Here is a 22322-nt window from a genome sequence, read left to right as displayed (position 1 = left end):
ACTTAAAATTAAAACTTCTGACATAATGTTTTAAAAATGTAGACATTTATTGTAAATTGTCTTTAAAATTACCCTAATTTTAAATAATTTATTACAGTTTTTTTAAGGCGATATTATGGACTTAAGAAAGTTAAAAACATTAATTGACTTGGTAGCAGAGTCAGACATATCTGAACTTGAAGTTACGGAGGGTACAGATAGTAAAGTGCGTATAGTTAAACAGACCCCTGTTGCCTATACATCTTTACCTCCAATTCAGACTTATGCCCAAGTTAATCCTATGGTTGCTCAAGCTCCTGTTTCTTCACCTACTAGTCCAGAGCCAGTAGCACAATCTGAAGTTAAGCCAGATTTGTCTGGACATGTCGTTAAGGCACCTATGGTTGGTACTTTTTATAGAGCACCAAATCCTAGTGCTCCTCCATTTGTTGAAGTTGGTATGTCAGTTAAAGAAGGCGATACTTTATGCATTATTGAAGCTATGAAACTTCTTAATGAAATAGAGGCTGATAAATCAGGTGTTATTAAGGAAATTCTAGTCCAAAATGCAGAACCTATCGAGTACGGTCAACCATTATTTGTAATTGGTTAGTTCTTTTTCTCTTTTTTTAGGGCATATATGTTTCAAAAAATCCTTATTGCCAACCGCGGAGAAATTGCACTTAGAATACAAAGAGCTTGTCGCGAGTTAGGTATTAAAACTGTTGTTGTGCACTCTGAAGCTGATCGTGAAGCTATGTATGTAAAACTTGCTGACGAATCGGTTTGCATTGGTCCAGCAGCACCGCAACAAAGTTATCTACAGATGCCTTCTATTATTGCTGCAGCTGAAGTTACCGATGCTGAAGCGATCCATCCAGGATATGGATTCTTATCCGAAAACCCAGATTTTGCTGAACGAGTAGAACATAGTGGTTTTGTGTTCATTGGTCCAACCCCAGATTCTATTAGAACTATGGGCGATAAAGTTTCAGCTAAGCAAGCTATGATTAAAGCTGGTGTGCCTGTAGTACCTGGGTCTGAGGGGGCATTGCCAAATGATCCACAAGAGATAGTTAATTTAGCAAATCGTGTAGGCTATCCTGTAATTATTAAGGCTGCTGGTGGCGGTGGTGGACGCGGTATGCGTGTTGTTCACACTGAAGCGGCATTGCTTAATGCTGTTCAAACTACTAAAACAGAGGCTCTTGCAGCTTTCGGTAATCCCGAAGTTTATATGGAGAAGTTTCTAGAAAACCCTCGTCATATCGAGATTCAAGTACTGGGTGATGGGTTAGGGCAGGCTGTTTGGCTATGGGAGCGTGATTGCTCTATGCAGCGTAGACATCAAAAAGTTATCGAAGAAGCTCCAGCTCCAGGCATTGATAGGGATTTGATAGAAAAAATTGGTGAGCGATGCGTTAAGGCTTGCAAAAACATGAAGTATCGCGGAGCTGGTACGTTCGAATTCTTATATGAAAATGGTCAGTTTTACTTTATTGAGATGAATACTCGTATTCAAGTAGAGCATACGGTAACCGAATGCATTACAGGAATTGATCTTGTACAAGCACAGATTCTAATTGCAGCAGGAGAGTCTTTTCCATATAAACAAAAAGATATAAGATTAATCGGTCATGCTATTGAATGTCGCATTAACGCTGAAGATCCTTACAACTTCATACCTTCACCTGGTTTAATTAGTACATGGCATGTTCCTGGAGGTCCTGGGGTTCGTCTTGATTCACACGCATTTGCAGGATATAAAGTTCCTCCTAATTACGATTCAATGATTGGTAAATTAATTACTTTTGGAGCTACGCGCGACCAAGCACTTAAACGTATGGATATTGCTTTGTCAGAGATGGTTGTTGAAGGTATTAAAACAAACATTCCACTGCATAGACAGTTAGTAAAAGACCCGAAATTCAAAGAGGGTGGAACAACAATCCATTACTTAGAGAAACGTTTGTCAGATCTTAAGTAGTAAATGCCCCGAATTTGATTCGGGGTTTTTTATAATATTTTTACTTTTTTTGGTGTAAGTATGATTGAAGTTGTTATTGTTGCTCCTGAACATTTTGCTGACGAAATCTCAGATTTACTTCTAGAGTTGGGAGCATTATCAGTGTCCCTTTTAGATGCGGATGTTGACACTCCAGCAGAAGTGCCAGTATTCGGTGAGCCAGGTTCATTTTCAGATGATGAGACTGATATAAGTATCAAAACTTGGAATAAAAATAATTTAGTGGCATTACTGGAAGATGGAGCCGATGTTGATGGCTTAATTAAAAAACTTAAAGAAAAATATGATGTGGATTTTAATTACAAAGTTCAATCAGTTCCCGACCTTGATTGGGTGCCTCTAACGCAGTCGCAATTTCCTCCTATTCAATTAGCAGAAAAGCTATGGATAGTACCTAGTTGGCACGTAGATAATATAAATCAGGCACATGATTCTGTGGTTATAAATCTTGATCCAGGGCTGGCTTTTGGAACGGGTAGCCACGCAACTACTAGTCTTTGTGCTGAATGGATCTACTCAAATAATGTAGAGGACAAATCTCTTTTAGATTATGGATGCGGAAGTGGAATCCTCGCTATTATTGCCAAAAAATACAAGGCTAATCCTGTAGTGGGCGTGGACATCGATGAGCAAGCAGTTGAAACAGCAAAATTAAATTCGAAACAAAATCAAACTGAAATTGAATTTTATGAACCAAATGAATTTCCAGATGGGCAGTATGATATTGTTATCGCTAATATTTTATCCAATCCATTGAAATTACTAGCTCCTATGCTTTCAGCTAGAGTGAAAGACGGGGGTAATCTTGTGCTTTCAGGTATTTTAGAAAGACAATCCGAGGAATTAATCGATATTTATTCAGAATTTTTACCTATGAAAGTATGGAAGTCTAAGGATGGATGGGTTTGTTTAAGTGGAGTTAAAGATGCTAACTCAATGCACTAATTGTCATTCGATATTAAAAGTCACACAAGAGCAGATTGACCAAAAACAGGGTCGAGTGCGTTGTGGAAATTGTAGGGAAGTTTTTAATGCGATTGATAATTTGATCGAAGATGATATTCCAGTGCTAACAGAGGAAAGTGGTACATCTGACGTTAATACGCCAACTTCTGATAAAGATATATCTACTGTGCCTGTTTCTAATGCAACTAGTGTGCCTCAAAATGTTCTTCAGATTTTGCAACATGCATCAATTGTCGAAAGCCAAAAACAGGGGGGTGCAACTTATGCACAGCCTCAATCTCAGCTCCACCCACAACCACAACCACAACCACAACCACAACCACATCCACATCCTCAACCGCAACCGCAACCGCAACCACAGCTCCACCCGCAATCACAGCCACGTGTGCATGAGGATCATGAAACTAGGGGTCTAGATGACTTTATTATTAGACCGCATAGAGTGGTGCCAGAGGATTCGCACCGTTATGCTGATGATCACTTTATCCGTGAAACCAGAGCTGATAGACCTGCTATTGAAAGACCAATCGTACTTGAACTCGATGAAGATATAGAGGAAGTGTACGACGAGGACAAAGAGAATTATTCAAACGATTACTTCGAATCTAAATCTGGCAGATCTTTAGTAAAAACTCTGATAGGTCTTGCATTATTTTTGTTGTTGATATTTCAAATCCTTTTCTTTCTTAGAAATGCGATAGTTACTGCATTGCCAGCAAGTAGACCAGTTGTTCAGAAAATGTGTGATGTAATAGGGTGCAAAATCGACCTCTTTCATGATGCTTCAAAATTAAGCATAAACAATAAATTTATGCAGTTAGTTTCTGAGGATACTGCAAATAATCTTGGTACATACGAACTGCAGGCCATTTTAGTTAATGAGAGCGATTATGAGCAAAGCTGGCCGTATCTTTTTTTGGAAATTGAGCATAAACCAGATGTGGTTTCGTATAGTAAGGTTTTAGCTCCGTCGGATTATTTGAAGCCTGATGAGGCAAAGGCTTTTGCATCAAAATCTGAAAAACATATCTCGTTTCATTTTAGAGCTCCTCTACCAGTAATATCAAAATTTAAATTATCCATTGCTAATTAATATGGGAAAACACAAACCAGTTCTTATTTGCGGATCGGTTGCGTTCGATACGATTACAAAATTCGAAGGTCATTTTAAAGATCACCTATTACCTGAAAACATCAAATCTCTAAGCGTGTCCTTTTTCGTGCCTACCATGCGTAAGGAGTATGGAGGATGTGCAGGAAATATTGCTTACGCTTTAAATATGCTAGGTGGCAATGCTGCTCCCGTAGCCACTGTCGGAAAGGATTCAGATGACTACATCAACAGAATGGAACAGCTGGGAATCTCCACCAAATATGTAAAACAAATTCACGAAGCATTTACAGCTCAGTGTCATATAACAACCGATCTAGATGGAAATCAAATAAGTGCATTCCATCCCGGAGCTATGCAGTTTTCTCATACCAATAGTATCGATGAAGCATTTTGTGATTGGGCAATAGTTGCACCTGATTCAAAAGAGGGTATGTTTGAACATGCACGTACGCTTCATAAACTGGGAGTTAAATTTATATTTGATCTCGGTCAGGCTATGCCACTGTTTAATGCGGTTGAATTAGAAACCATGATTGAGCTTGCAGATGCTTTAACTCTAAATGAATATGAGGCCTCAGTTGTAGAGCAAAGGCTTGGATTAGATATGGAGAACATTGCCACCCGACTTGAGGCTGTAATAGTAACTCTTGGTGGGCGTGGCAGTAAACTCTATCACCAAGGTGATATTGTAGATATACCAACTATTCAAGCTAAGGATATCAAGGATCCAACAGGTTGTGGTGATGCCCATCGTGGGGGTCTGCTTTATGGTCTTTCAGAAGGTTGGAGTTGGTCTGATAGTGCAAGCCTTGCAAATTTGATGGGAGCTCTTAAGATTTCAGTTGAGGGACCGCAGAATTATTGGCATAAAAAAGAGACCATATGCGGTCTCCTTGAGTCTGAATTTGGTATCGCTAAAGAGTTTAAATAAATTGTCCTATTAGTATTTGAATAAGCAAAACACCAACTAAAAGAACAAACATAGAGAGATCTATAGGACTTGATTTCAAAGATTCGGGTAGATTTCTTCTAATTGGATCGAGTAGAGGTTCCATCATAGTTCGTATAAAAGGAAGAATTGGGGGTTCTGGCTTAATCCAAGTTAAGATGGCATAGATTACTCCTACCCACAAAATAACAGACAAAAAATTCTGTATGCAATAACTCAAGCCATATAAAATAGTATGACCTGGGTCGATATACATAGCACTAAACTGACCTCTAAAATGCTCATCCAGTCCAGATAAGTATAATGATGTGACTATAAATGCCATGAGTACGCACAATATCAAAGCCAGTATCATGCTAGCCCAATCCACCTTATCCCCTGGTGGCAATATTTTTTGAGTAGGCTTCACAATAAAGTCAGTCATATTAAAAATAAATTTAGAGTATGTGTTAAAGCTAGGTACTCTTAAATAGTGCAACCAAGCTCTTATAAAGAGAAGGGCACAAAAAACACTTGTTGCTACTTTTATTAAAAATATGAGAGCGTTTGTCATTTCGTATAGTTAAATAAAAAAATTTTAGTATAAAAAAAGGCTGAATCGAAATTCAGCCTGGACTTTTTTAACTCACTTTATGGACGGCTTGATCCAGTAGGGAATGGCCACACATCTGGTGATTTAAGAGTATTAGTTACTTTTTTTGCTTCTTTTGCTGTTTTTTTTTACCTGAGTCTTTTTTAGAATCAGTTTTTTTTTCATCTTTTTCAGAAGAATTAGAGTTAGCTACACTAGCTTTATATTCTTCAACTTTCTTCTCTAAATCCTTCTGAACTTCAGCTATTGAAGTAGCCTTTTTAGAAGCAGGTTTTTTCGCAGGAGCTTTAGCAACTTTAGCTGGAGCTTTAGTAGCTACAGTTTTCTTAGCTGTAGTTTTTTTAACCGCAGTTTTTGTAGCTGGTTTTTTAGCTACTGAAGCTGAAGCCTTAGAGACAACAGTTTTTTTAGATTCTGGTTTTTTAACTGCAGTTTTAGCTGTTGTTTTGGTTGCAACTTTTTTAGTTGCAGGTTTTTTAGAGGTAGCCGATTTTGCAACAGTTTTAGTTGCTGTTTTAGAAGCTACAGGTTTTTTTACCGCAGTTTTTGATGCTGTTGATTTAGTAGCAGTTTTTGTAGTTGGTTTTTTAGATACTGAAGCTGTAGCTTTAGATGCAACAGGTTTTTTAGCTATTGTAGTTTTTGCAGTAGTTTTCTTAACTACTGGTTTTTTTGTAGTTGCAGATTTTGTAGCTGTGGACTTAGTAGATGTAGCTTTACTAGCTACAGTTTTTTTAGCTACAGGTTTTTTAACTGCAGTTTTAGAAGCAGTTTTAGTTGCTACTTTAGTTGCAGGTTTTTTAGGTGCTGCAGTTTTAGCTGTTGTTTTGGTTGCAACTTTTTTAGTTACAGTTTTTTTTGCGGTAACAGTAGCGATTGGTTTAACAGCTTTTTTAGCTGTAGTCGCACGTTTTGCCGCGGGTTTCTTTGCAACAGGTTCTTTAATTTCTGATGCCATATCCAACTCCTTTTGGGTTAATTACTTCATGCAAAATGATTGAATATTTGAAATAACCCCCAAATCGAATGAGAAGTATCTCAAATATTCATAACAGTCGCTTCTGTTACGTGTAATAGATTAAAGCAAATAATAAAAAAACACACTAAATTTTTATTAGTAAATTATCAATAATTTTCTCTAAGTTAATGAAATAAGGCGTTATTCAGAGGGTAGATAAATGTACATGATTTAGTTTAAGCTTAAACTATTGTTAATTTTTTGTTTTTCTTTGTTAATAAAATTTACTAATAAAACAAATGGGAAACCCTAATTTTTAAATGTTAAATTGAATGCATATATCTTTATTGTAAGGTTTTTAAATAAATTTACTTATTTTGAATATAGTTTAAGCTTAAAGTAATTTTAATTTTTACCTAAAAAAAATGGGCTTTTAAGATCTTGAAAAATCAAAAAAACCCACTGAATTTAAAAGAAAAAAAATTTTAAAAATTTTGTATAAATCCAACAAAAATTAGGCTATAGATAGTTATTAAGTCTTTTTAAGACTTCATTTTTTCCTAAAATAGCCAGCACTTGTTCAAGTGCTGGAGTTTGTTTTTGTCCAAAAAGCATAACCCGAATTGGTATGCCGAGAGCTGGCATTTTAATTTGTAGCTCTTCAAGTTTTGATTTAATTAGTTGACCTAAAAATTCTGCTGTCCATTCCTCATCGGATAACTCAGAGGCAGAATTTAAAAATGACCTAACATTTGAAATCGATTTTTCATCAAGATGTTTTTGTCTCAAGTCATCAGGAATTGAATATTCAGATTTGCAAAACAAAAGACAAGCTTGTGCGAGTTCAACTAAAGTCTGAGCCCTATCTTTGTTTAATTCAATCACAGCGTCTATATTAGACTGATTTATATTGCCACCCATTTCTTCAATGAATGGCTTCACTAAATCTACTAATTCAGAAGTTGGGGTGTTTTTGATGTATTGACCATTAACCCAATTAAGTTTAGCTACGTCCCACTGAGAGGCGGACTTACTTAAATGATTTATATCAAACCAATCTATCACATTTTGCTTGCTGAAAATTTCATCATCTCCATGACTCCATCCTAGCCTTACTAAATAATTAAAGAGTGCTTCAGGCAAATATCCTAGTTTTTTATATTCCATAACACTCACTGCGTTATATCGTTTGGAAAGTTTTTTGCCATCCTGATCCAAAATCATAGGGACATGACCATATTCAGGAACCTGTGCACCCATGGCTTTCAAAATGTTAATTTGTCGCGGAGTATTATTCACATGATCATCGCCTCTTATAACATGCGTAATGCCCATATCATAGTCGTCTACAACTACACAGAAGTTATAAGTAGGTGTGCCGTCCTTTCGGGCAATGATTAAATCATCTAATTCATCATTAGATATTGAAATCTCGCCTTTGAACATGTCACTCCAAGAAACGCTTCCAGTAAGAGGGTTTTTAAATCTTACGACGGGCTCGATTCCTTCGGGTACAGGTGGCAATGCTTTTCCTTCCTCTGGTCTCCATGTCCCATCATATTTAGGTTTGAGACCCTTAGCCCTAGCTTCCTCTCGCATTTTTTCAACTTCTTCTGGTGTGCTATAGCAATAATATGCCAGACCTTTTTTTATAAGTTCCTCTATAACTTCTTTATATCGATCAAATCTTTTTGTCTGGTAATAAGGTCCTTCATCATAATCAATTCCTAACCATTCCATGCCGTCTAAAATAGCTTGAACAGCTTCTGGAGTTGATCTTTCTAAATCCGTATCCTCGATACGTAAAACAAAAGTACCATTGTTGTGCTTAGCAAATGCCCAGCTGAATATTGCGGTTCTTGCTCCACCTAAGTGAAGAAATCCTGTAGGTGAGGGGGCAAATCTAGTCTTAACTTTATGTATATCTGACATTTCAATTCCAAACTAATTTATATTATTTAGTAAAAATTCTCTTATATCCTGTATTTCTTCGAGGCAAACTTCGTGTCCCATTGGATAAACGTTCCAATCCACCGAATAACCTAAAGACTTCAAAAGCTCTAGGCTATCTTTTGCGAATTCAATATTGACTACCTGATCTATTGATCCATGGGCTAAAAATATAGGTATATTTTTGTTAGCTTTATTAGCTTCAACTTTTAGTGAGTCGCTCAGTGCAATATATCCTGATAGACCAATCACGCCAGCTAATTTAGTTGGATAACGCAATGCAGTATGAATTGCTATAACACAACCTTGAGAAAAGCCTGCCAAAAATATGTTTTCTGAAGGTACACCAGCTTCGATTTCTTTTTCTATCAATGAATTTATGATGCCTTGTGATTTTTCAATTCCTTCGCGATCGGCTCCCGCCCCCATCCGATCCATGCTAGTTATATCATACCAAGCTGGCATCTCATATCCACCATTAATGGTTACTGGCATAATCGGTGCATTTGGAAATATAAATTTCACACCATGCTCTTCAGGAATATTTAACTGAGGGATTATTGGAACGAAATCAGTTGCATCTGCACCTAGACCGTGCATCCAAATCACACTATATTCCACTAATCCCTTAGGATTAATCTCAATTATGTCATTCATCGTTTTCACCATTTAGTGGCAATGTTTTAATAAATTGAAAAAGAGCTCTGTAAGCCTTTTTTTGTGGCTCTTGACCTTCATTAAGTTTAGAGTTTTGAGTTTGTTCTTTTCTGGCCACACGAATCAAGTTGCGAATTTGCTGAATGTCTACGCCTGGTACAGTTTCCAAAAGCTTAGTAAGACTATCGTCGCTTTCAATTAATCTATCTCTAAGATTCTCATACATATGCATCTGTGCAGTTATGGATTTACTGCCATTTTCCCATTCGTATAACTTCGTTTTAATGGACTCAATATCTGCCGTACGCAGAAGTTTGCCTACATATGCAGTCTGTCTGCGCTTTCCCTCACCATTAGCTTTGATTTTTTGGGCAATCTTAATTTCTTCTAAAATTTTTTCATCGAGATTAAGTTTTTTTATCTTCTCTAAAGGGAGGGCAATGATTTTGCGTCCCAACTCTTGTATAGCTAGAAGTTCTCTTTTGATTTGAGACTTACTTGGACCATCATATAAGGCATCCTCTAAGTCCTGATTATTTTCATTCATATCTTAAATTGTTTAAAATTCCTATCTATTATATTAATTCGCTACTCTCTAGTTATGAATAACAAATCAGAATTTGAATACTTTGTGAAATATGCCTTAGACATTGCCAAAGAAAAAGGAGCTACTGAGGCTATTGCAGAAGTTTCTGAATCTCATGGGTTAACTGTTTCTGCAAGAAATAAAAGTATTGAAACTGTTGAGGAGATGCACGATAGAGGTTTATCAATTACCGTTTTTAAGGGTAAGGCTAGAGCATCTGCTGCAACCTCATTATTCACTGAAGAATCTATAAAAAGTACGGTAAGTCATGCTTGGGACATTGCAAAATATACAGCAGAAGATCCTTTTGCAGGGCTACCAGAGCCTGAGCTTTATGCCACTGAAATTCTAGATTTAGATTTGTATCACGATTGGAATTTAAAGGCTGAAGATGCGGCTGATATTGCCATAGAGTTAGAAAAAGCTGCTCTTGATTATAGTTCGGAGATTACAAACTCTGACGGGGCCTCTGTACAAACTGGTACGGCATCATTTCTGCTAGGCACGTCTAATGGGTTTTTAGCTGGGTTTGATCATACTAGCCATTCTCTGGGATTGTCTGTCATTGCGGGTAAAGGAAAAAAAATGCAAAGAGGATACTGGTACTCTAGTCACCGTAATCCTCAACGATTATCAAGCCCTGTAGATATTGGTGAGTATGCAGCTAAACGCACGCTTTCTAGATTAGGTGCTCGTCGAATTAAGTCAGGAGATTATCCAGTATTATTTGAAGCACCAATTGCAATAACATTGCTTGGGTCTTTTTCTCAGGCTATAAGTGGCGGATCTCTATATAGAGAGATGAGTTTCTTAAAAGGTGCCTTAAACGAAAAAGTTATGTCTGACCATCTCACAATTGTGGATGACCCTTTCATTAAAGGGGCTTTTGGTAGCGGTTCATTTGATGATGAGGGTGTTCGCACTCAAAAACGTGATCTTGTTGTAGATGGGATTTTAAAGGGCTACCTTCTTTCTACTTATACGGCTAGAAAATTGGGTATGACCACTACGGGCAATGCGGGGGGATCGCATAATATGTCGCTCCACTCTTCATTAGAAACCCCAGATTTTGAGGGTATGTTACGTAAAATGGGTACCGGTCTTTTAGTAACGGAGTTGATGGGACAGGGTATCAACTATGTGACAGGTCAGTATTCAAGGGGAGCTTTCGGTTACTGGGTTGAAAATGGGGTTATTCAATACCCCATAGCTGAAATTACGATAGCTGGCAATCTCAAGGATATGTTTAAATCAATAGTCGCTGTAGGATCCGATATCTATACAAAAGGTTCAAAAACTTGTGGTTCTATTCTTATAGAAAATATGTCTGTGGCGGGCGATTAAACCACATATTTATATCAATTTAAAAAAATAATTATTAAGATTCAAATATTTAAGCTAAAATACTAGATTACCTAAAATACTTAATTTGTACTGCTGAGAGAGAAATTAAATATAACAGCATGGCAGAGCTAATTTAATTAGTTTGTATAAAAGGGTTTTTATTAATTTAAAGGATCCATCATGAAAACTTTCGTGGCTAAACCACATGAAGTGAGTCGTGAATGGTTTGTTATAGACGCAAAAGGTAAAGTCCTTGGTCGTGTAGCCAGCGAAGTTGCACGCCGTTTGCGCGGAAAGCATAAACCAGAATTCACACCTCACGTAGATACAGGTGATTACATCGTAATCATTAATGCACAGGATATTGTTGTTACTGGTAGCAAATTCGAAGATAAAAAATATTTCCGTCATACTGGTTTCCCAGGCGGTATTTACGAGACTAACTTCCGTAAATTACAAGAGCGTCACCCAGGCCGTGCTATAGAAAAAGCAGTAAAAGGTATGTTACCAAAAGGCCCATTAGGCTACGCTATGATCAAAAAACTTAAGATCTATGCTGGAAGCGAGCACCCTCATGCTGCTCAGCAACCTAAACAATTGGATTTCTAGGAGCTAGAGTATGATAGGTGATTGGAATTATGGCACTGGCCGTCGTAAAACATCGGTGGCACGTGTATTTATGAAAAAAGGCTCAGGAAATATTGTTATTAACGGTAAAGCCCTTGATGCATATTTTCAGCGTAAAACTGGTCAAATGGTTGTTCGTCAGCCACTTGAACTTGTTGATATGATTGATAGCTTTGATATTCAAGTTAATGTTCATGGTGGTGGTGAATCTGGTCAAGCAGGAGCTGTACGTCATGGTATAACTCGTGCTCTTATCGACTATGATGAAACTTTAAAACCTTCTCTTTCTAAAGCTGGTTTTGTTACTCGTGATGCACGTGAAGTTGAACGTAAGAAAGTTGGTCTACGTAAAGCACGTCGTCGTAAGCAATTTAGTAAGCGTTAATTTACTTTTGTTGCTAAGCATTTCAACCCATATTTCAGCCCATATTTCATCTCGAAATGTGGGTTTTTTTATTGACATATACCTTTATAATATTCCTTATGCTAATCCGTAGTCTAATGTTTATTTTCGGCGTTATTGCTGGTGGTGCTGCTGTGCACTACTACGATAATCTCAATCTCAAAAAAGAGAAGATGGTTTTGCGTGAAGAATTCGAAAAAATTCTTCATCAAGCTCGCTTGAATATGAAGTCAGATTATGCAGAACTAGAAGAAACTATCAAAAGTCTAAGAGGTAAATTATTTGTTAGTGATTCCATAGCTCAAAAGTTTCAAGCCGAAAATAATAGATTGATGAATGAGATTAGTGATCTCACAAAGGATATTGAATTTTATGAGCAGTTATTGCCACCAGGACCTTTGGGGCTTGTTACTATCCGTAGTTTAGATGTGAAGCGTTCGGGAGACTTAATTAGTTACCGTATTTTACTTTCTAGAAAATCTGTAGATGAAACTGCTTTTAAGGGGTTATTAAAATTTCAAGCTGTGGGTATGCTAAATGGTAAAAATACTACCGTTGATTTAATTCCGGCCCGTATAACTGAAGATAATAAATTGGCTGTTCCCGCAAATCCTAAGGTTGCAGCTAAAATTCTAAATAATCCTAGAATTCATTCAATATTATCTGTTGATTTTGTTAGGTGGCAGCAAAGTACGGGAGAGTTGGTGTTGCCAGCTGGTTTTGAGCCACATGAAATATACGTTAAAGTGCTTGAGGGTAGTCAAGTACGTGCAAGCAGATCCGTTCTGCTTTAAATAGAGGGGATATATATGTCTACTGTTGAAACTGTTGATTTACAAGCTCCTTCAATGCTTGTTTTCACTGATGCTGCGGCAGCTAAAGTAAAAGAACTTATTGAGGATGAGGGCAATCCTGACTTAAAGCTAAGGGTTTTTATTCAAGGTGGAGGGTGTTCTGGTTTTCAGTATGGTTTTATATTTGATGAGACTATGGCTGAGGACGATACGACAGTTACCAATAATGGTGTTTCATTGCTTGTTGACCCTATGAGCTTTCAGTACTTAGTTGGTGCAGAAATTGATTATAAAGATGACATTGAAGGTTCTCAGTTTGTCATTAGAAACCCGAATGCAACAACTACTTGTGGATGCGGTTCTTCCTTTAGTGTTTAGTGTGGGTAGTAAGCACCTAAGATTTTAGGTCGTTTAGCTCCTGTGATTTTAGTTAGATTTAGGGGCTTTTTGTTTAAATTCATGTATGCAAGCCAAGCAAAAGCCATAGCTTCCACGGTCATGGGGTCCACGCCAATTTCCTGCACTGATATAAATCTACGTTCAGATTTTCTATTTAATCCGCTCATAAGGGCTTGATTGTATACACCACCTCCACATACATAGATAATTTTAATTTCGGATGACAGCTCCGAAACACTTTTATGAATTGTAGATACTACCATTTCTCGTAAAGTAGACATTACATTGACAGCTTCAATTTCCCCAACTTCTTCCAAATACTTCATAAGCCAAGCCAGATTAAATTCATCCCGACCCGTAGACTTCGGGGCTGGCATAGAAAAATACTTATAACTTAAAAGTTTTTCCAACAACACTTCGTGGCAATGCCCACTCGCACCCCATTTCCCACTATCATCATAATTTTCTCCCTTATGAGTATTTATCCATAAGTCCATTAAGGCATTACAAGGACCGATATCATAGCCAAAAATGTCATTGCCATTAAGTATAGATATATTTGCAAAACCTCCTAAATTTAAAATGGCTGTTGGCATGTGTGATTCGAAAAGATAGCTATGAAATGCAGGCACTAGAGGGGCACCTTGACCCCCTACTGATATATCGGCGTTTCGAAAATCAGCGACAACGTCTATTTGAGCTAATTCAGAAAGTAATGATGGATTATTTAGTTGCAAGGAATATCCTGCTTTTGGATCGTGTCTAATAGTTTGACCATGAGCCCCAATGGCTTTGATATGAGTGGGTTTTAGGTTAAGTTTAAAGAGTAGATTGGCAATGCATTGGGCACTTATTTTTGCAAGTTCAACAGAGACAAGTTGAGATTCAGTAATTTCATCAAATGCAGGTTCATTTAGGTTTAAGATTCTACTACGTAAGTCGTCATTGAATTCTAAGTATTCATGACCTAAAATTTTTATTTTTTCTGTTTCACAAATTGTGCATAATACTGCATCTACTCCATCAGTGCTTGTACCTGACATTAAACCGATAAAATACTCACGCATTGCCATAGAGACCTTAGGAATTAAGTTATAGAATTATAATTATTGTTCATTGTAATCTCACGGTCTAAGTACTCCTCATGACATCAGAAGTAAAAATAAGTACAGAAGTTGCCCGACAAATGGATATTGTCAGACGTGGCACAGATGAAATTTTAGTTGAGTCAGAGTTCCTAGAGAAACTCCAAAAAAGTCACGATTCAGGAACTCCCTTAAGAATTAAGCTTGGTCTAGATCCTACCGCACCAGATCTTCATCTTGGGCATACTGTAGTACTTACTAAGATGCGCCAATTGCAAGATATGGGGCACGAAGTTATATTTTTGATTGGGGACTTTACAGCAACTATTGGTGATCCTAGTGGTCGAAATGCTACTAGACCTCCACTTACTAAAGAACAAATTGAGGTAAATGCACAGACTTACTATGACCAAGCGTCTAAAGTTTTAGATCCTTCTAAGACGGTTATTTCTTACAACTCAAAGTGGTGTGATGCCCTTGGTGCTCGTGGTTTAATTGAGCTTGCCTCTAAATATACTGTAGCCCGAATTATGGAGCGCGATGATTTTACAAAGCGTTTTAAGGGTGGCATTCCGATTTCTATGCATGAAATTTTGTATCCACTTATGCAAGGGTATGACTCTGTGGCACTTAAATCCGATATGGAACTTGGAGGTACGGACCAGAAATTCAATCTGCTTGTTGGTCGCGAACTTCAAAAAGAATATGGTCAGCCTCAGCAAACGGTATTGACTATGCCATTATTAGTAGGTTTGGACGGTGTAGAAAAGATGTCCAAATCCAAAAATAATTATATTGGTATTACAGAAACACCTGATAGCATGTTCGGTAAAATTATGTCTATATCAGATTCTTTGATGTGGAATTACTATGAGTTGATTTCATCTAAGTCCTTAGATGAAATTAAAAAGTTAAAGCAGGATGTTGAAGACGGAATTAATCCTAGAAATATTAAGGTAGCTTTAGCTCAAGAAATTATTACTCGTTTCCATAACTCACAAGCTGCAGAAAAGGCGTTGGCTGATTTTGAATTGCGTTTTAGGGATGGTCAGATACCTGAAGATATACCTGAGGTGACATTGCCAGGTCCAGAGATGGGGATAGTGTCTGTCCTAAGAGAGTCTGGTTTAGCTGTTTCTGGCTCAGAGGCTTCTAGGAATATCGTCCAAGGCGGGGTGAAAGTTGACGGTTCAAAAGTTGAAGATAAAGGTTTAATTTTAAAATCTGGCACGTATGTAGTTCAGATTGGTAAACGTAAATTTGCAAGAATTACTATAGGTTAATTAGGAAAATCATGTTTGATAAAAATCTAACACTAGATAAAGTTGATCCAGAGCTTTTTGAAGCAATTAAGAAAGAGGAGCAACGCCAAGAGGAGCACATTGAACTTATTGCCTCGGAAAACTATACAAGTCCTGCCGTTATGCAGGCTCAAGGTTCACAATTAACAAACAAATATGCTGAGGGATATCCTGGTAAAAGATATTACGGCGGATGTGAGTTCGTTGATGAGGTTGAACAGTTAGCTATCGATCGTTTGAAAAAATTATTCGGTGCCGAAGCTGCTAATGTACAGCCAAATTCAGGATCACAAGCAAATCAAGCCGTATACTTTGCCGTACTAAAACCTGGTGATACCGTTCTTGGATTAAATCTTAATGAAGGTGGACATTTGACTCACGGTTCACCTGTTAATCTCTCAGGTAAGCTTTATAACTTTATCCCGTATGGTTTGAATCAGGATGAAGCTATCGACTACGAAGCTTTAGAAAAACTAGCTAAAGAACACAATCCTAAACTTATAGTTGCGGGTGCATCAGCATATTCACTCCGAATTGACTTCGAGAGAATTTCAAAAATAGCTAAAGATGTGGGGGCATATTTTATGGTTGACATTGCCCACTATTCAGGTTTGGTAGTTGGAGATCAATATCCAAATCCTGTACCATTTGCTGATTTTGTTACTTCTACTACACATAAATCCCTTCGTGGTCCTCGTGGTGGTGTGATTATGATGAAAGAACAACATGCGAAGATGATTAATTCCGCTATATTCCCAGGAATTCAAGGCGGTCCATTGATGCATGTCATAGCTGGTAAAGCGGTTGCATTTAAAGAAGCTTTAGAGCCTGAATTTAAGGAGTATGCAGCACAAATTGTTAAAAATGCAGTTGTTTTAGCTAAAACATTGCAAAAGCGAGGGTTGCGTGTAGTTTCAGGACGTACAGAAAGCCATGTGATGCTTATAGATTTAAGAACAAAGGGTATTACAGGAAAACTTGCCGAAAAAGTTTTAGGCGATGCGTACATAACATGCAATAAAAACTCTATACCTAATGACCCAGAAACTCCATTTGTAACTAGTGGTATTCGACTAGGAACACCAGCTATGACTACAAGAGGCTTTAAGGAAGCTGAGATGGAGCTGACTGCTAACTTAATCGCAGACGTTTTAGATAATCCTGAGGATGAAGCTAATATTCTTTCTGTACGGGAAAAAGTTTTAGCCTTAACCTCTAAATTTCCTGTGTACAAATAATCGATGAAATGTCCGTTCTGCTCTCATTGTGAAAGTCAAGTATTAGACTCGAGATCATCAGATGATGGTCTATCAATTAAGCGCAGACGGCGTTGTTTAAAATGCGATAAGCGATATACAACCTACGAAAAAATCGAACTCTCATTGCCAACAGTCGTAAAGAAAAATGGTGTTCGCATGGAGTTCGATATCAACAAGGTTCGCTCAAGCATGAGTGTTGCTCTTCGTAAAAGACCAGTATCAAGGGATGATTTGGATAATGCCGTATCACGAGTTCAAGAGCATTTTTTAAACTTCCCCGATAAAGAGGTCCAATCATACGATATTGGTCAGGTCGTAATGAAAGAATTAAAATCACTAGACCCAGTTGCATACGTGCGATTTGCCTCGGTATATCAAAGTTTCGAGGATATAGATCAATTCGTAATTACTATAAAAGAACTTTTAGGCGATGAAAAATAAGCATAATCACTTTATGCGTTTGGCCTATGAAGCATCTCTAAAAACTCGTTTTTTGCCAGATCCAAACCCGTGCGTGGGATGCGTTATAGTCCATAACGACGAGATAATTGGAGAAGGGGCAACGCAAATAGCAGGTTCTCATCACGCCGAGATTATGGCTCTAAAGGATGCAAGGATGCGTGGGCATGAGGATTTGATAGCGGATGCAATTCTTTACGTTACTTTAGAGCCTTGTAGTCATTTTGGTCGCACACCTCCGTGTACAGATGCTTTAATTTCTAATGGAATAAAGCATGTTGTGATTGCAAGTCCAGATCCCAATCCTATTGTTGGTGGCAATGGTATTCGTATTCTGCGCTCTAATGGAATTAAGGTTGAAGTAGGTTTTATGCTTGAAGAGGTCCTTGAGTTAAATTTAGGGTTTTTTTCTAGGATGATTAGGGGTACTCCATGGGTAAGGACTAAAATTGCTAGTTCGCTTGATGGTCGAATTTCACTAACTAATGGTCAATCTAAGTGGATAACTTGCGAAGAATCGCGTAACGACGGTCATTACTGGAGAGCTAGAAGTAGCATTGTTCTTACGGGTGCGGGTACTGTTTTAGCGGATAATCCAAAATTAAATGTTAGACACTTCAATACACCAAGAGCTCCGTTGATAGGTATTGTTGATAGGGAGCTTAACATTATTACTAAGCCTAAATTGAGTATTTTTTCTAATCCCAAGGTGTATGTTTTTGGAGAAATGGCAAAGGTACAGGATTTGGGCCTAGTTGACTTGTCTGAAAATATTGAACTTGTCGGATTGGGTTGTTTAGATGATGGAAAATTAAATCTGTCCGAGCTTTTAGAGTTTCTAAATTCTCTTCAGGTGAATGAAATCCATTTGGAGGCAGGTAGTGGATTGAATACTTCTTTTTATGAAGCTGGATTAATCGATGAGTTGTTGTGGTATCAAGCACCTTTAGTTTTGGGTAATTGTAATTCTCCCTTTAATATTAAAGAAGTAGAATCTATTCCAGTAGATAACAAACTGGAAATTTTTGATATTAAATCGATTAAAAATAATGTTCGCCTTCGAATTCGTAACACGGAATCTTGGGGAACATTGTTAAATTCTTTAAAGGAGATGGTGTTATGTTTACAGGCATAATTCAAACAGTGGGAAATATTGAATCTGTTTCTAATCTTGAAGTGGGTGTGCGACTACGCATTGCCAAAGGAAATTTAGATATGTCTAAGTTTAAGATAGGGGACTCTATTGCTGTCAATGGGGCTTGCATGACTATAGTGAACCTAGATGATGCGGGTTTTGAGGTTGATGTATCGGCTGAAAGTTTGTCAAAAACTTGTGGTCTAGATGAGGTGGGTTACGCTAATCTTGAAGGGGCTATGAGATTGGGGGATACTCTTGATGGACATTTAGTTTCTGGACATGTGGATGGAGTTGGGCGTGTTATGTCAATCAGCAAGGAAGGGGAATCTCATGTGATTGAAGTTCTTATTCCTAAGGAGTTAGCGATCTTTATGGCGTACAAAGGGTCAGTAGCTATCGATGGTGTTAGTATGACCATTAATAATGTTACTGATGCGTTTTCACCTGAGGATCCTCATTCGGATGACATGATTTCGGAAGGGTGCATAATTAGCCTAAACGTTATTCCTTATACTTTTCAAAACACAACTTTGCAGTATTTGAAAGGAGGGGATAAGGTTAATATCGAAATTGATACTATTGCTAGATATGTACGTAGGATTGTTGACTCAAGGAATTAATATTGTAAAATTATCAGCTTAATTTAGGATCGGTGGCCGAGTGGCTTAAGGCACACGCTTGGAAAGCGTGCATACGGTCAAACGTATCGGGGGTTCGAATCCCCCCTGATCCGCCATAAAAAAACCCGAGGCTCTTCCTCGGGTTAAATTTTTTATTAGGGACTATTGTGCTGGAGCAGGTGAAGTTGATGAAGGTTCACCACCCATTTTTTCCTTGATGTTTTGAATCGCATCTTCAGTTTTGTGAGCAGCTTTATCCACAGCATTACCAACTGATTTAGCTGTATCCTTGATTTTTTCACCAGCTTTGCCAGCAGCTTCTGAAACGGTTTCTTTTGCATCTTTATAAGCTTCTTTAGTTGCGTCGGCAGCTTTATTAACTTTGTCTTTAGCAGTCTCGTATCCTTCTTGAACCTTTTCTTTGGTAACTTCAGCAGCCTCAGTTACTTTTTCTTTAGTTGAGTCATAAGTACTTTTTGCCTTATCTTCAGTTTGGTTGATCATTTCCCCAATAGCATCTTTCTTAGATGTTACATCCTTAACATTAAATTCAATGCGACGGTTAGCTAATCGACCTTCAGGTGTGTTGTTGTCAGCTATAGGGTTTGCTTCACCATAACCCACTGCAACTATGTTAGTTTCTGGAACTCCTTTTGAAACTAAATAATTTCTTACTGAGTTAGCCCTTTCAGCGGATAATTTTTTATTGCTTTCGTCATCACCCTGATTATCAGTATATCCAGAGATTTCGCCAGTACGATTTGATTCAATTAAATATTTAGCAAACGCATCTAAGCGGTCATTATATTTAGGTTGAATATCAGATGAAGCGGAATCAAATACTATATGTAAGTCCAAATTCTCTTTTGACATTTCGCTAATATCAAGCACATTTGCAAGTTCGTCTGTTTGAGCAGTTTCACTTGAAGTAGTAGCTTGTTCAGCTGGAGCTGTTTGATCAGCTGGCTGTTCAGCTGGAGTAGGGAAATTAGTATCATTAACGGGTTTATTCTCTGTTTCGCCTACGTCAGGAGTCTCAACATCAACATCATCAGCATCAATCTTAAATTGAGAGCCTAAGGCTTCTTGAAGTTTAGTAACTAGTTCAGTTTTTCTTTCGTCAGAAATAACGTGACCAGTTAAATCAAGTGTGAAGCCGTCAAATGAACCCTTAACGTTAGGGAAATCACCAACAACTTTAATAAATGCATCTAGGCTATCAAGTTTCATATTAGCTTGATTATCTTTAACATCCATGTCATCTTGGATAGTAGAAGTGTCTTTAATTGAGTCAAAGGCGGCAAGCAATTTAGTTTTGTCTTCAGCACTTACATCACCGTCAATTACTAATTTATCACCATCAAATTTCCATGATAAATCACCGTAACCTTCAACTTCTTCAGGTGCATCAACATCAATGCTTTCAACATCAACTTTAAATGCACTTCCTAGTACAGCAACTAAATCAGTAGCTAATTTTTTCTTAGCGTCTTCGCTATTTAAAGTGCCATCAAGTTTAAGAACACCCTCATCGAAATCACCTTCGATAGTAGGGTAGTCTTTAAGAACACCAGCGAATGCAGTAAAGTCATTGAAGCTAAATTCGCCTTCATCTTTATCTACATTAAGTTTGTCCTCAAGAGGTCTATTACCAGCTATAACTTTAAATGCTTCTAAAACTTTAGCTTTCACTTCTTCGCTTGGAACATCACCACCAACTACCACCTTGTCGGTTTTTGCATTCCATCTAAGGTCGCCTAAATCTTTAGATACTTTAACTTCATCTTTTTGACTGTCTTTGTTTTCTTCTTTAGGTTCTTCTGTTTTAGTAGCTTCTACTTTAACGTCATCAGCTTGGATTTTATAATCAGCACCTAGTACTTCAGAAAGTTTTTTAACTAAATTAGCTTTTGCTTCTTCTGAGTTTAAAGTTCCTGATAATTTAAGTTCTTTTCCATCAAATTTTCCATCAACACCAACAAAATCTTTTAAAGCACCTGCAAGAGCAGCAAAGTTGGTGAATTCTAATTTGCCTTTATCAGCATCAATATCAAGTTTATCTTCAACAGCTAAAGTTCCAGCAATACCTTTGAAAGCATCAACTAAAGTAGCTTTAGTTTCTGCTGAATCAATATCACCGTCAATAACTAGTTTTTCGTCTTGGTAATCCCATTCAAAATTACCAAAGCCTTCAATAATCTTGGTTTCTTTTGAATCAGGATTTTCAACAGGAGCAGGTGGTGTTGCATCATTATTTGTAGTTTCGTTATTAACTACACTTTCTTCATTATTAGTAATTGCAGGATTATCCTTTTTATTACAACTTCTAAATAATAATAGGGCAATTAAAATCAAAGCAAGAATAATTAGCCACTTCCAAATCCCACTTTTTTTCGGTTCCTCCATTTCTCTATCATGAACCTCAGTAGATTTAGTGTATTGTGGCTCATGCACTCCAGCCATTCTAGCAGCATCAACTGTTTCCTGAGATGGAACTTTATGAGTAGCTGGTTTAGTTACAGGGGTCGTAGCTTTGTTTAGCAAATCTGTACCTGTAGCAGTTAGCCCTACCATACCAGTCAATGCACTCAAATTTGCTAAACTGAAATCACTACCTAAATAGTTTTTAAGGCTAGAGAATATCGCTGGTGCAGCGGTAGCCATAGAATCTTTTGCTTGAACTTGTGTGACACCTTCTTCTCTAGAAACTTGGTCTACTAAACCGTCAAACTCACTACCAAAAAGAGAATTTAAAAGACTTAACCCTTTTTGTTTTAATGAATCAAAGCCTAAATCAGAAGCTGTAGCGCCAGTAGAATAAATTTGTTGAGTATTGCTATCAACACCTTTAATCGCATCTAGAAGATGCTCGGCATCTTCTTTTGAGTTGGTTTTTCTTGAGATGCCACTCATTACAACAGACACAATGCGATCAAGCACGCTGTTAGCCTTCAATTCAGGAAGACCAACAGATTTTGTTATTTGATCTAGCACAGCATCGCGCACAGAACCTTTAAGTAGTTGGTTTATGTCAAAATTCATAAAAAGTCCTTATTAATAATAATGCGGTTACAAAAGTTTATCGCATTCGTTTATCTTAGCACTTTTTATGTTAT

The 22322-nt window shown here is 37.5% G+C and carries 22 protein-coding genes and 1 tRNA gene; 16 read left to right on the top strand and 7 right to left on the bottom strand.

All coding sequences use genetic code 11. The annotated features are described in order from the left end of the window. Window positions 1-115: 115 nt before the first annotated feature. Genes accB through KUI_RS06935 form a run of 5 tightly spaced genes read left to right on the top strand, consistent with a single transcriptional unit; the run spans window position 116 to window position 5016 of the window. Window positions 116-592: an acetyl-CoA carboxylase biotin carboxyl carrier protein gene (accB, locus tag KUI_RS06955; RefSeq protein WP_013521589.1), complete on the top strand. Its 477-nt coding sequence runs from the start codon at window positions 116-118 to the stop codon at window positions 590-592. A 27-nt stretch (window positions 593-619) separates the two neighbouring features. Further along, a complete protein-coding gene (gene accC, locus KUI_RS06950; RefSeq protein WP_013521588.1) occupies window positions 620-1966 on the top strand; it encodes an acetyl-CoA carboxylase biotin carboxylase subunit in 1347 nt (448 codons plus the stop codon). Between the two features lie 60 nt (window positions 1967-2026). Further along, on the top strand, window positions 2027-2950 hold the full coding sequence (gene prmA / locus KUI_RS06945) for a 50S ribosomal protein L11 methyltransferase (RefSeq protein WP_013521587.1): 924 nt from the start codon (window positions 2027-2029) through the stop codon (window positions 2948-2950). Next, window positions 2931-4064 (top strand): zinc-ribbon and DUF3426 domain-containing protein, encoded by a 1134-nt coding sequence (locus KUI_RS06940; protein ID WP_014840602.1) that lies wholly within the window; start codon window positions 2931-2933, stop codon window positions 4062-4064. The genes prmA and KUI_RS06940 overlap by 20 nt, the downstream gene beginning before the upstream one ends. A 1-nt stretch (window position 4065) precedes the next feature. Next, on the top strand, window positions 4066-5016 hold the full coding sequence (locus tag KUI_RS06935; RefSeq protein ID WP_013521584.1) for a carbohydrate kinase family protein: 951 nt from the start codon (window positions 4066-4068) through the stop codon (window positions 5014-5016). Here the strand turns inward: KUI_RS06935 and KUI_RS06930 are convergent. The 5 genes from KUI_RS06930 to yjgA form a co-directional block, all read right to left on the bottom strand. Then, window positions 5009-5587, bottom strand: a complete 579-nt coding sequence (locus KUI_RS06930) for a YggT family protein (RefSeq protein ID WP_013521583.1) — start codon at window positions 5585-5587, stop codon at window positions 5009-5011. The two genes, KUI_RS06935 and KUI_RS06930, sit on opposite strands and share 8 nt — an antisense overlap. Window positions 5588-5723: 136 nt before the next feature. Further along, complete coding sequence (locus tag KUI_RS06925) at window positions 5724-6584, bottom strand: histone (protein WP_014840601.1); 861 nt, start codon at window positions 6582-6584, stop codon at window positions 5724-5726. A gap of 519 nt (window positions 6585-7103) precedes the next feature. Then, the gene (gene gltX / locus KUI_RS06920; protein WP_013521581.1) at window positions 7104-8516 is read right to left on the bottom strand and encodes a glutamate--tRNA ligase; all 1413 of its coding nucleotides are present in this window, start codon (window positions 8514-8516) and stop codon (window positions 7104-7106) included. Window positions 8517-8528: 12 nt separating this feature from the next. Further along, entirely contained in the window at window positions 8529-9191 is a 663-nt protein-coding gene (locus KUI_RS06915; protein ID WP_013521580.1) for an alpha/beta hydrolase, read from the bottom strand. After that, window positions 9184-9738, bottom strand: a complete 555-nt coding sequence (gene yjgA / locus KUI_RS06910) for a ribosome biogenesis factor YjgA (protein ID WP_013521579.1) — start codon at window positions 9736-9738, stop codon at window positions 9184-9186. Before yjgA ends, KUI_RS06915 begins: the two co-directional genes overlap by 8 nt. A gap of 54 nt (window positions 9739-9792) precedes the next feature. Between yjgA and pmbA the strand changes: the two genes are divergently transcribed. From pmbA to erpA, 5 genes are all read left to right on the top strand, one after another. After that, entirely contained in the window at window positions 9793-11121 is a 1329-nt protein-coding gene (gene pmbA / locus KUI_RS06905; protein WP_013521578.1) for a metalloprotease PmbA, read from the top strand. 180 nt (window positions 11122-11301) lie between these two features. Beyond that, window positions 11302-11730, top strand: a complete 429-nt coding sequence (rplM, locus tag KUI_RS06900) for a 50S ribosomal protein L13 (RefSeq protein WP_013521577.1) — start codon at window positions 11302-11304, stop codon at window positions 11728-11730. Window positions 11731-11740: 10 nt separating this feature from the next. Beyond that, the gene (rpsI, locus tag KUI_RS06895; protein WP_014840600.1) at window positions 11741-12133 is read left to right on the top strand and encodes a 30S ribosomal protein S9; all 393 of its coding nucleotides are present in this window, start codon (window positions 11741-11743) and stop codon (window positions 12131-12133) included. Between the two features lie 98 nt (window positions 12134-12231). After that, window positions 12232-12945 (top strand): DUF6776 family protein, encoded by a 714-nt coding sequence (locus KUI_RS06890; protein ID WP_225971983.1) that lies wholly within the window; start codon window positions 12232-12234, stop codon window positions 12943-12945. Between the two features lie 15 nt (window positions 12946-12960). Then, complete coding sequence (erpA, locus tag KUI_RS06885; RefSeq protein WP_013521574.1) at window positions 12961-13323, top strand: iron-sulfur cluster insertion protein ErpA; 363 nt, start codon at window positions 12961-12963, stop codon at window positions 13321-13323. On the opposite strand, the gene KUI_RS06880 is transcribed toward erpA, so the two are convergent. Further along, window positions 13320-14417, bottom strand: coding sequence for an anhydro-N-acetylmuramic acid kinase (locus tag KUI_RS06880; RefSeq protein ID WP_013521573.1), 1098 nt, complete (start codon window positions 14415-14417; stop codon window positions 13320-13322). The two genes, erpA and KUI_RS06880, sit on opposite strands and share 4 nt — an antisense overlap. A gap of 71 nt (window positions 14418-14488) precedes the next feature. On the opposite strand from KUI_RS06880, the gene tyrS reads away from it, so the two are divergent. The 6 genes from tyrS to KUI_RS06850 all read left to right on the top strand — a co-directional run bounded on the left by tyrS (window position 14489) and on the right by KUI_RS06850 (window position 19322). Further along, window positions 14489-15712 carry a tyrosine--tRNA ligase gene (gene tyrS / locus KUI_RS06875; RefSeq protein ID WP_013521572.1) on the top strand — a complete coding sequence of 408 codons (1224 nt, stop codon included), beginning with the start codon at window positions 14489-14491 and terminating at the stop codon, window positions 15710-15712. 11 nt (window positions 15713-15723) lie between these two features. Then, the gene (gene glyA / locus KUI_RS06870; RefSeq protein ID WP_013521571.1) at window positions 15724-16968 is read left to right on the top strand and encodes a serine hydroxymethyltransferase; all 1245 of its coding nucleotides are present in this window, start codon (window positions 15724-15726) and stop codon (window positions 16966-16968) included. Window positions 16969-16971: 3 nt separating this feature from the next. Further along, the gene (gene nrdR / locus KUI_RS06865) at window positions 16972-17430 is read left to right on the top strand and encodes a transcriptional regulator NrdR (protein WP_014840599.1); all 459 of its coding nucleotides are present in this window, start codon (window positions 16972-16974) and stop codon (window positions 17428-17430) included. Then, window positions 17420-18583, top strand: a complete 1164-nt coding sequence (gene ribD, locus KUI_RS06860) for a bifunctional diaminohydroxyphosphoribosylaminopyrimidine deaminase/5-amino-6-(5-phosphoribosylamino)uracil reductase RibD (protein WP_014840598.1) — start codon at window positions 17420-17422, stop codon at window positions 18581-18583. Before nrdR ends, ribD begins: the two co-directional genes overlap by 11 nt. Then, entirely contained in the window at window positions 18568-19206 is a 639-nt protein-coding gene (locus tag KUI_RS06855) for a riboflavin synthase (RefSeq protein ID WP_013521568.1), read from the top strand. The genes ribD and KUI_RS06855 overlap by 16 nt, the downstream gene beginning before the upstream one ends. 26 nt (window positions 19207-19232) lie before the next feature. Then, window positions 19233-19322, top strand: a tRNA-Ser gene (locus KUI_RS06850). A 46-nt stretch (window positions 19323-19368) separates the two neighbouring features. On the opposite strand, the gene KUI_RS06845 is transcribed toward KUI_RS06850, so the two are convergent. Continuing rightward, window positions 19369-22248, bottom strand: a complete 2880-nt coding sequence (locus tag KUI_RS06845; protein ID WP_014840597.1) for an OmpA family protein — start codon at window positions 22246-22248, stop codon at window positions 19369-19371. Window positions 22249-22322 lie beyond the last annotated feature (74 nt).

The organism is Taylorella equigenitalis ATCC 35865, from assembly GCF_000276685.1.
GTDB lineage: Bacteria > Pseudomonadota > Gammaproteobacteria > Burkholderiales > Burkholderiaceae_B > Taylorella > Taylorella equigenitalis.
This window is presented reverse-complemented; position numbering and strand designations above follow the sequence as displayed.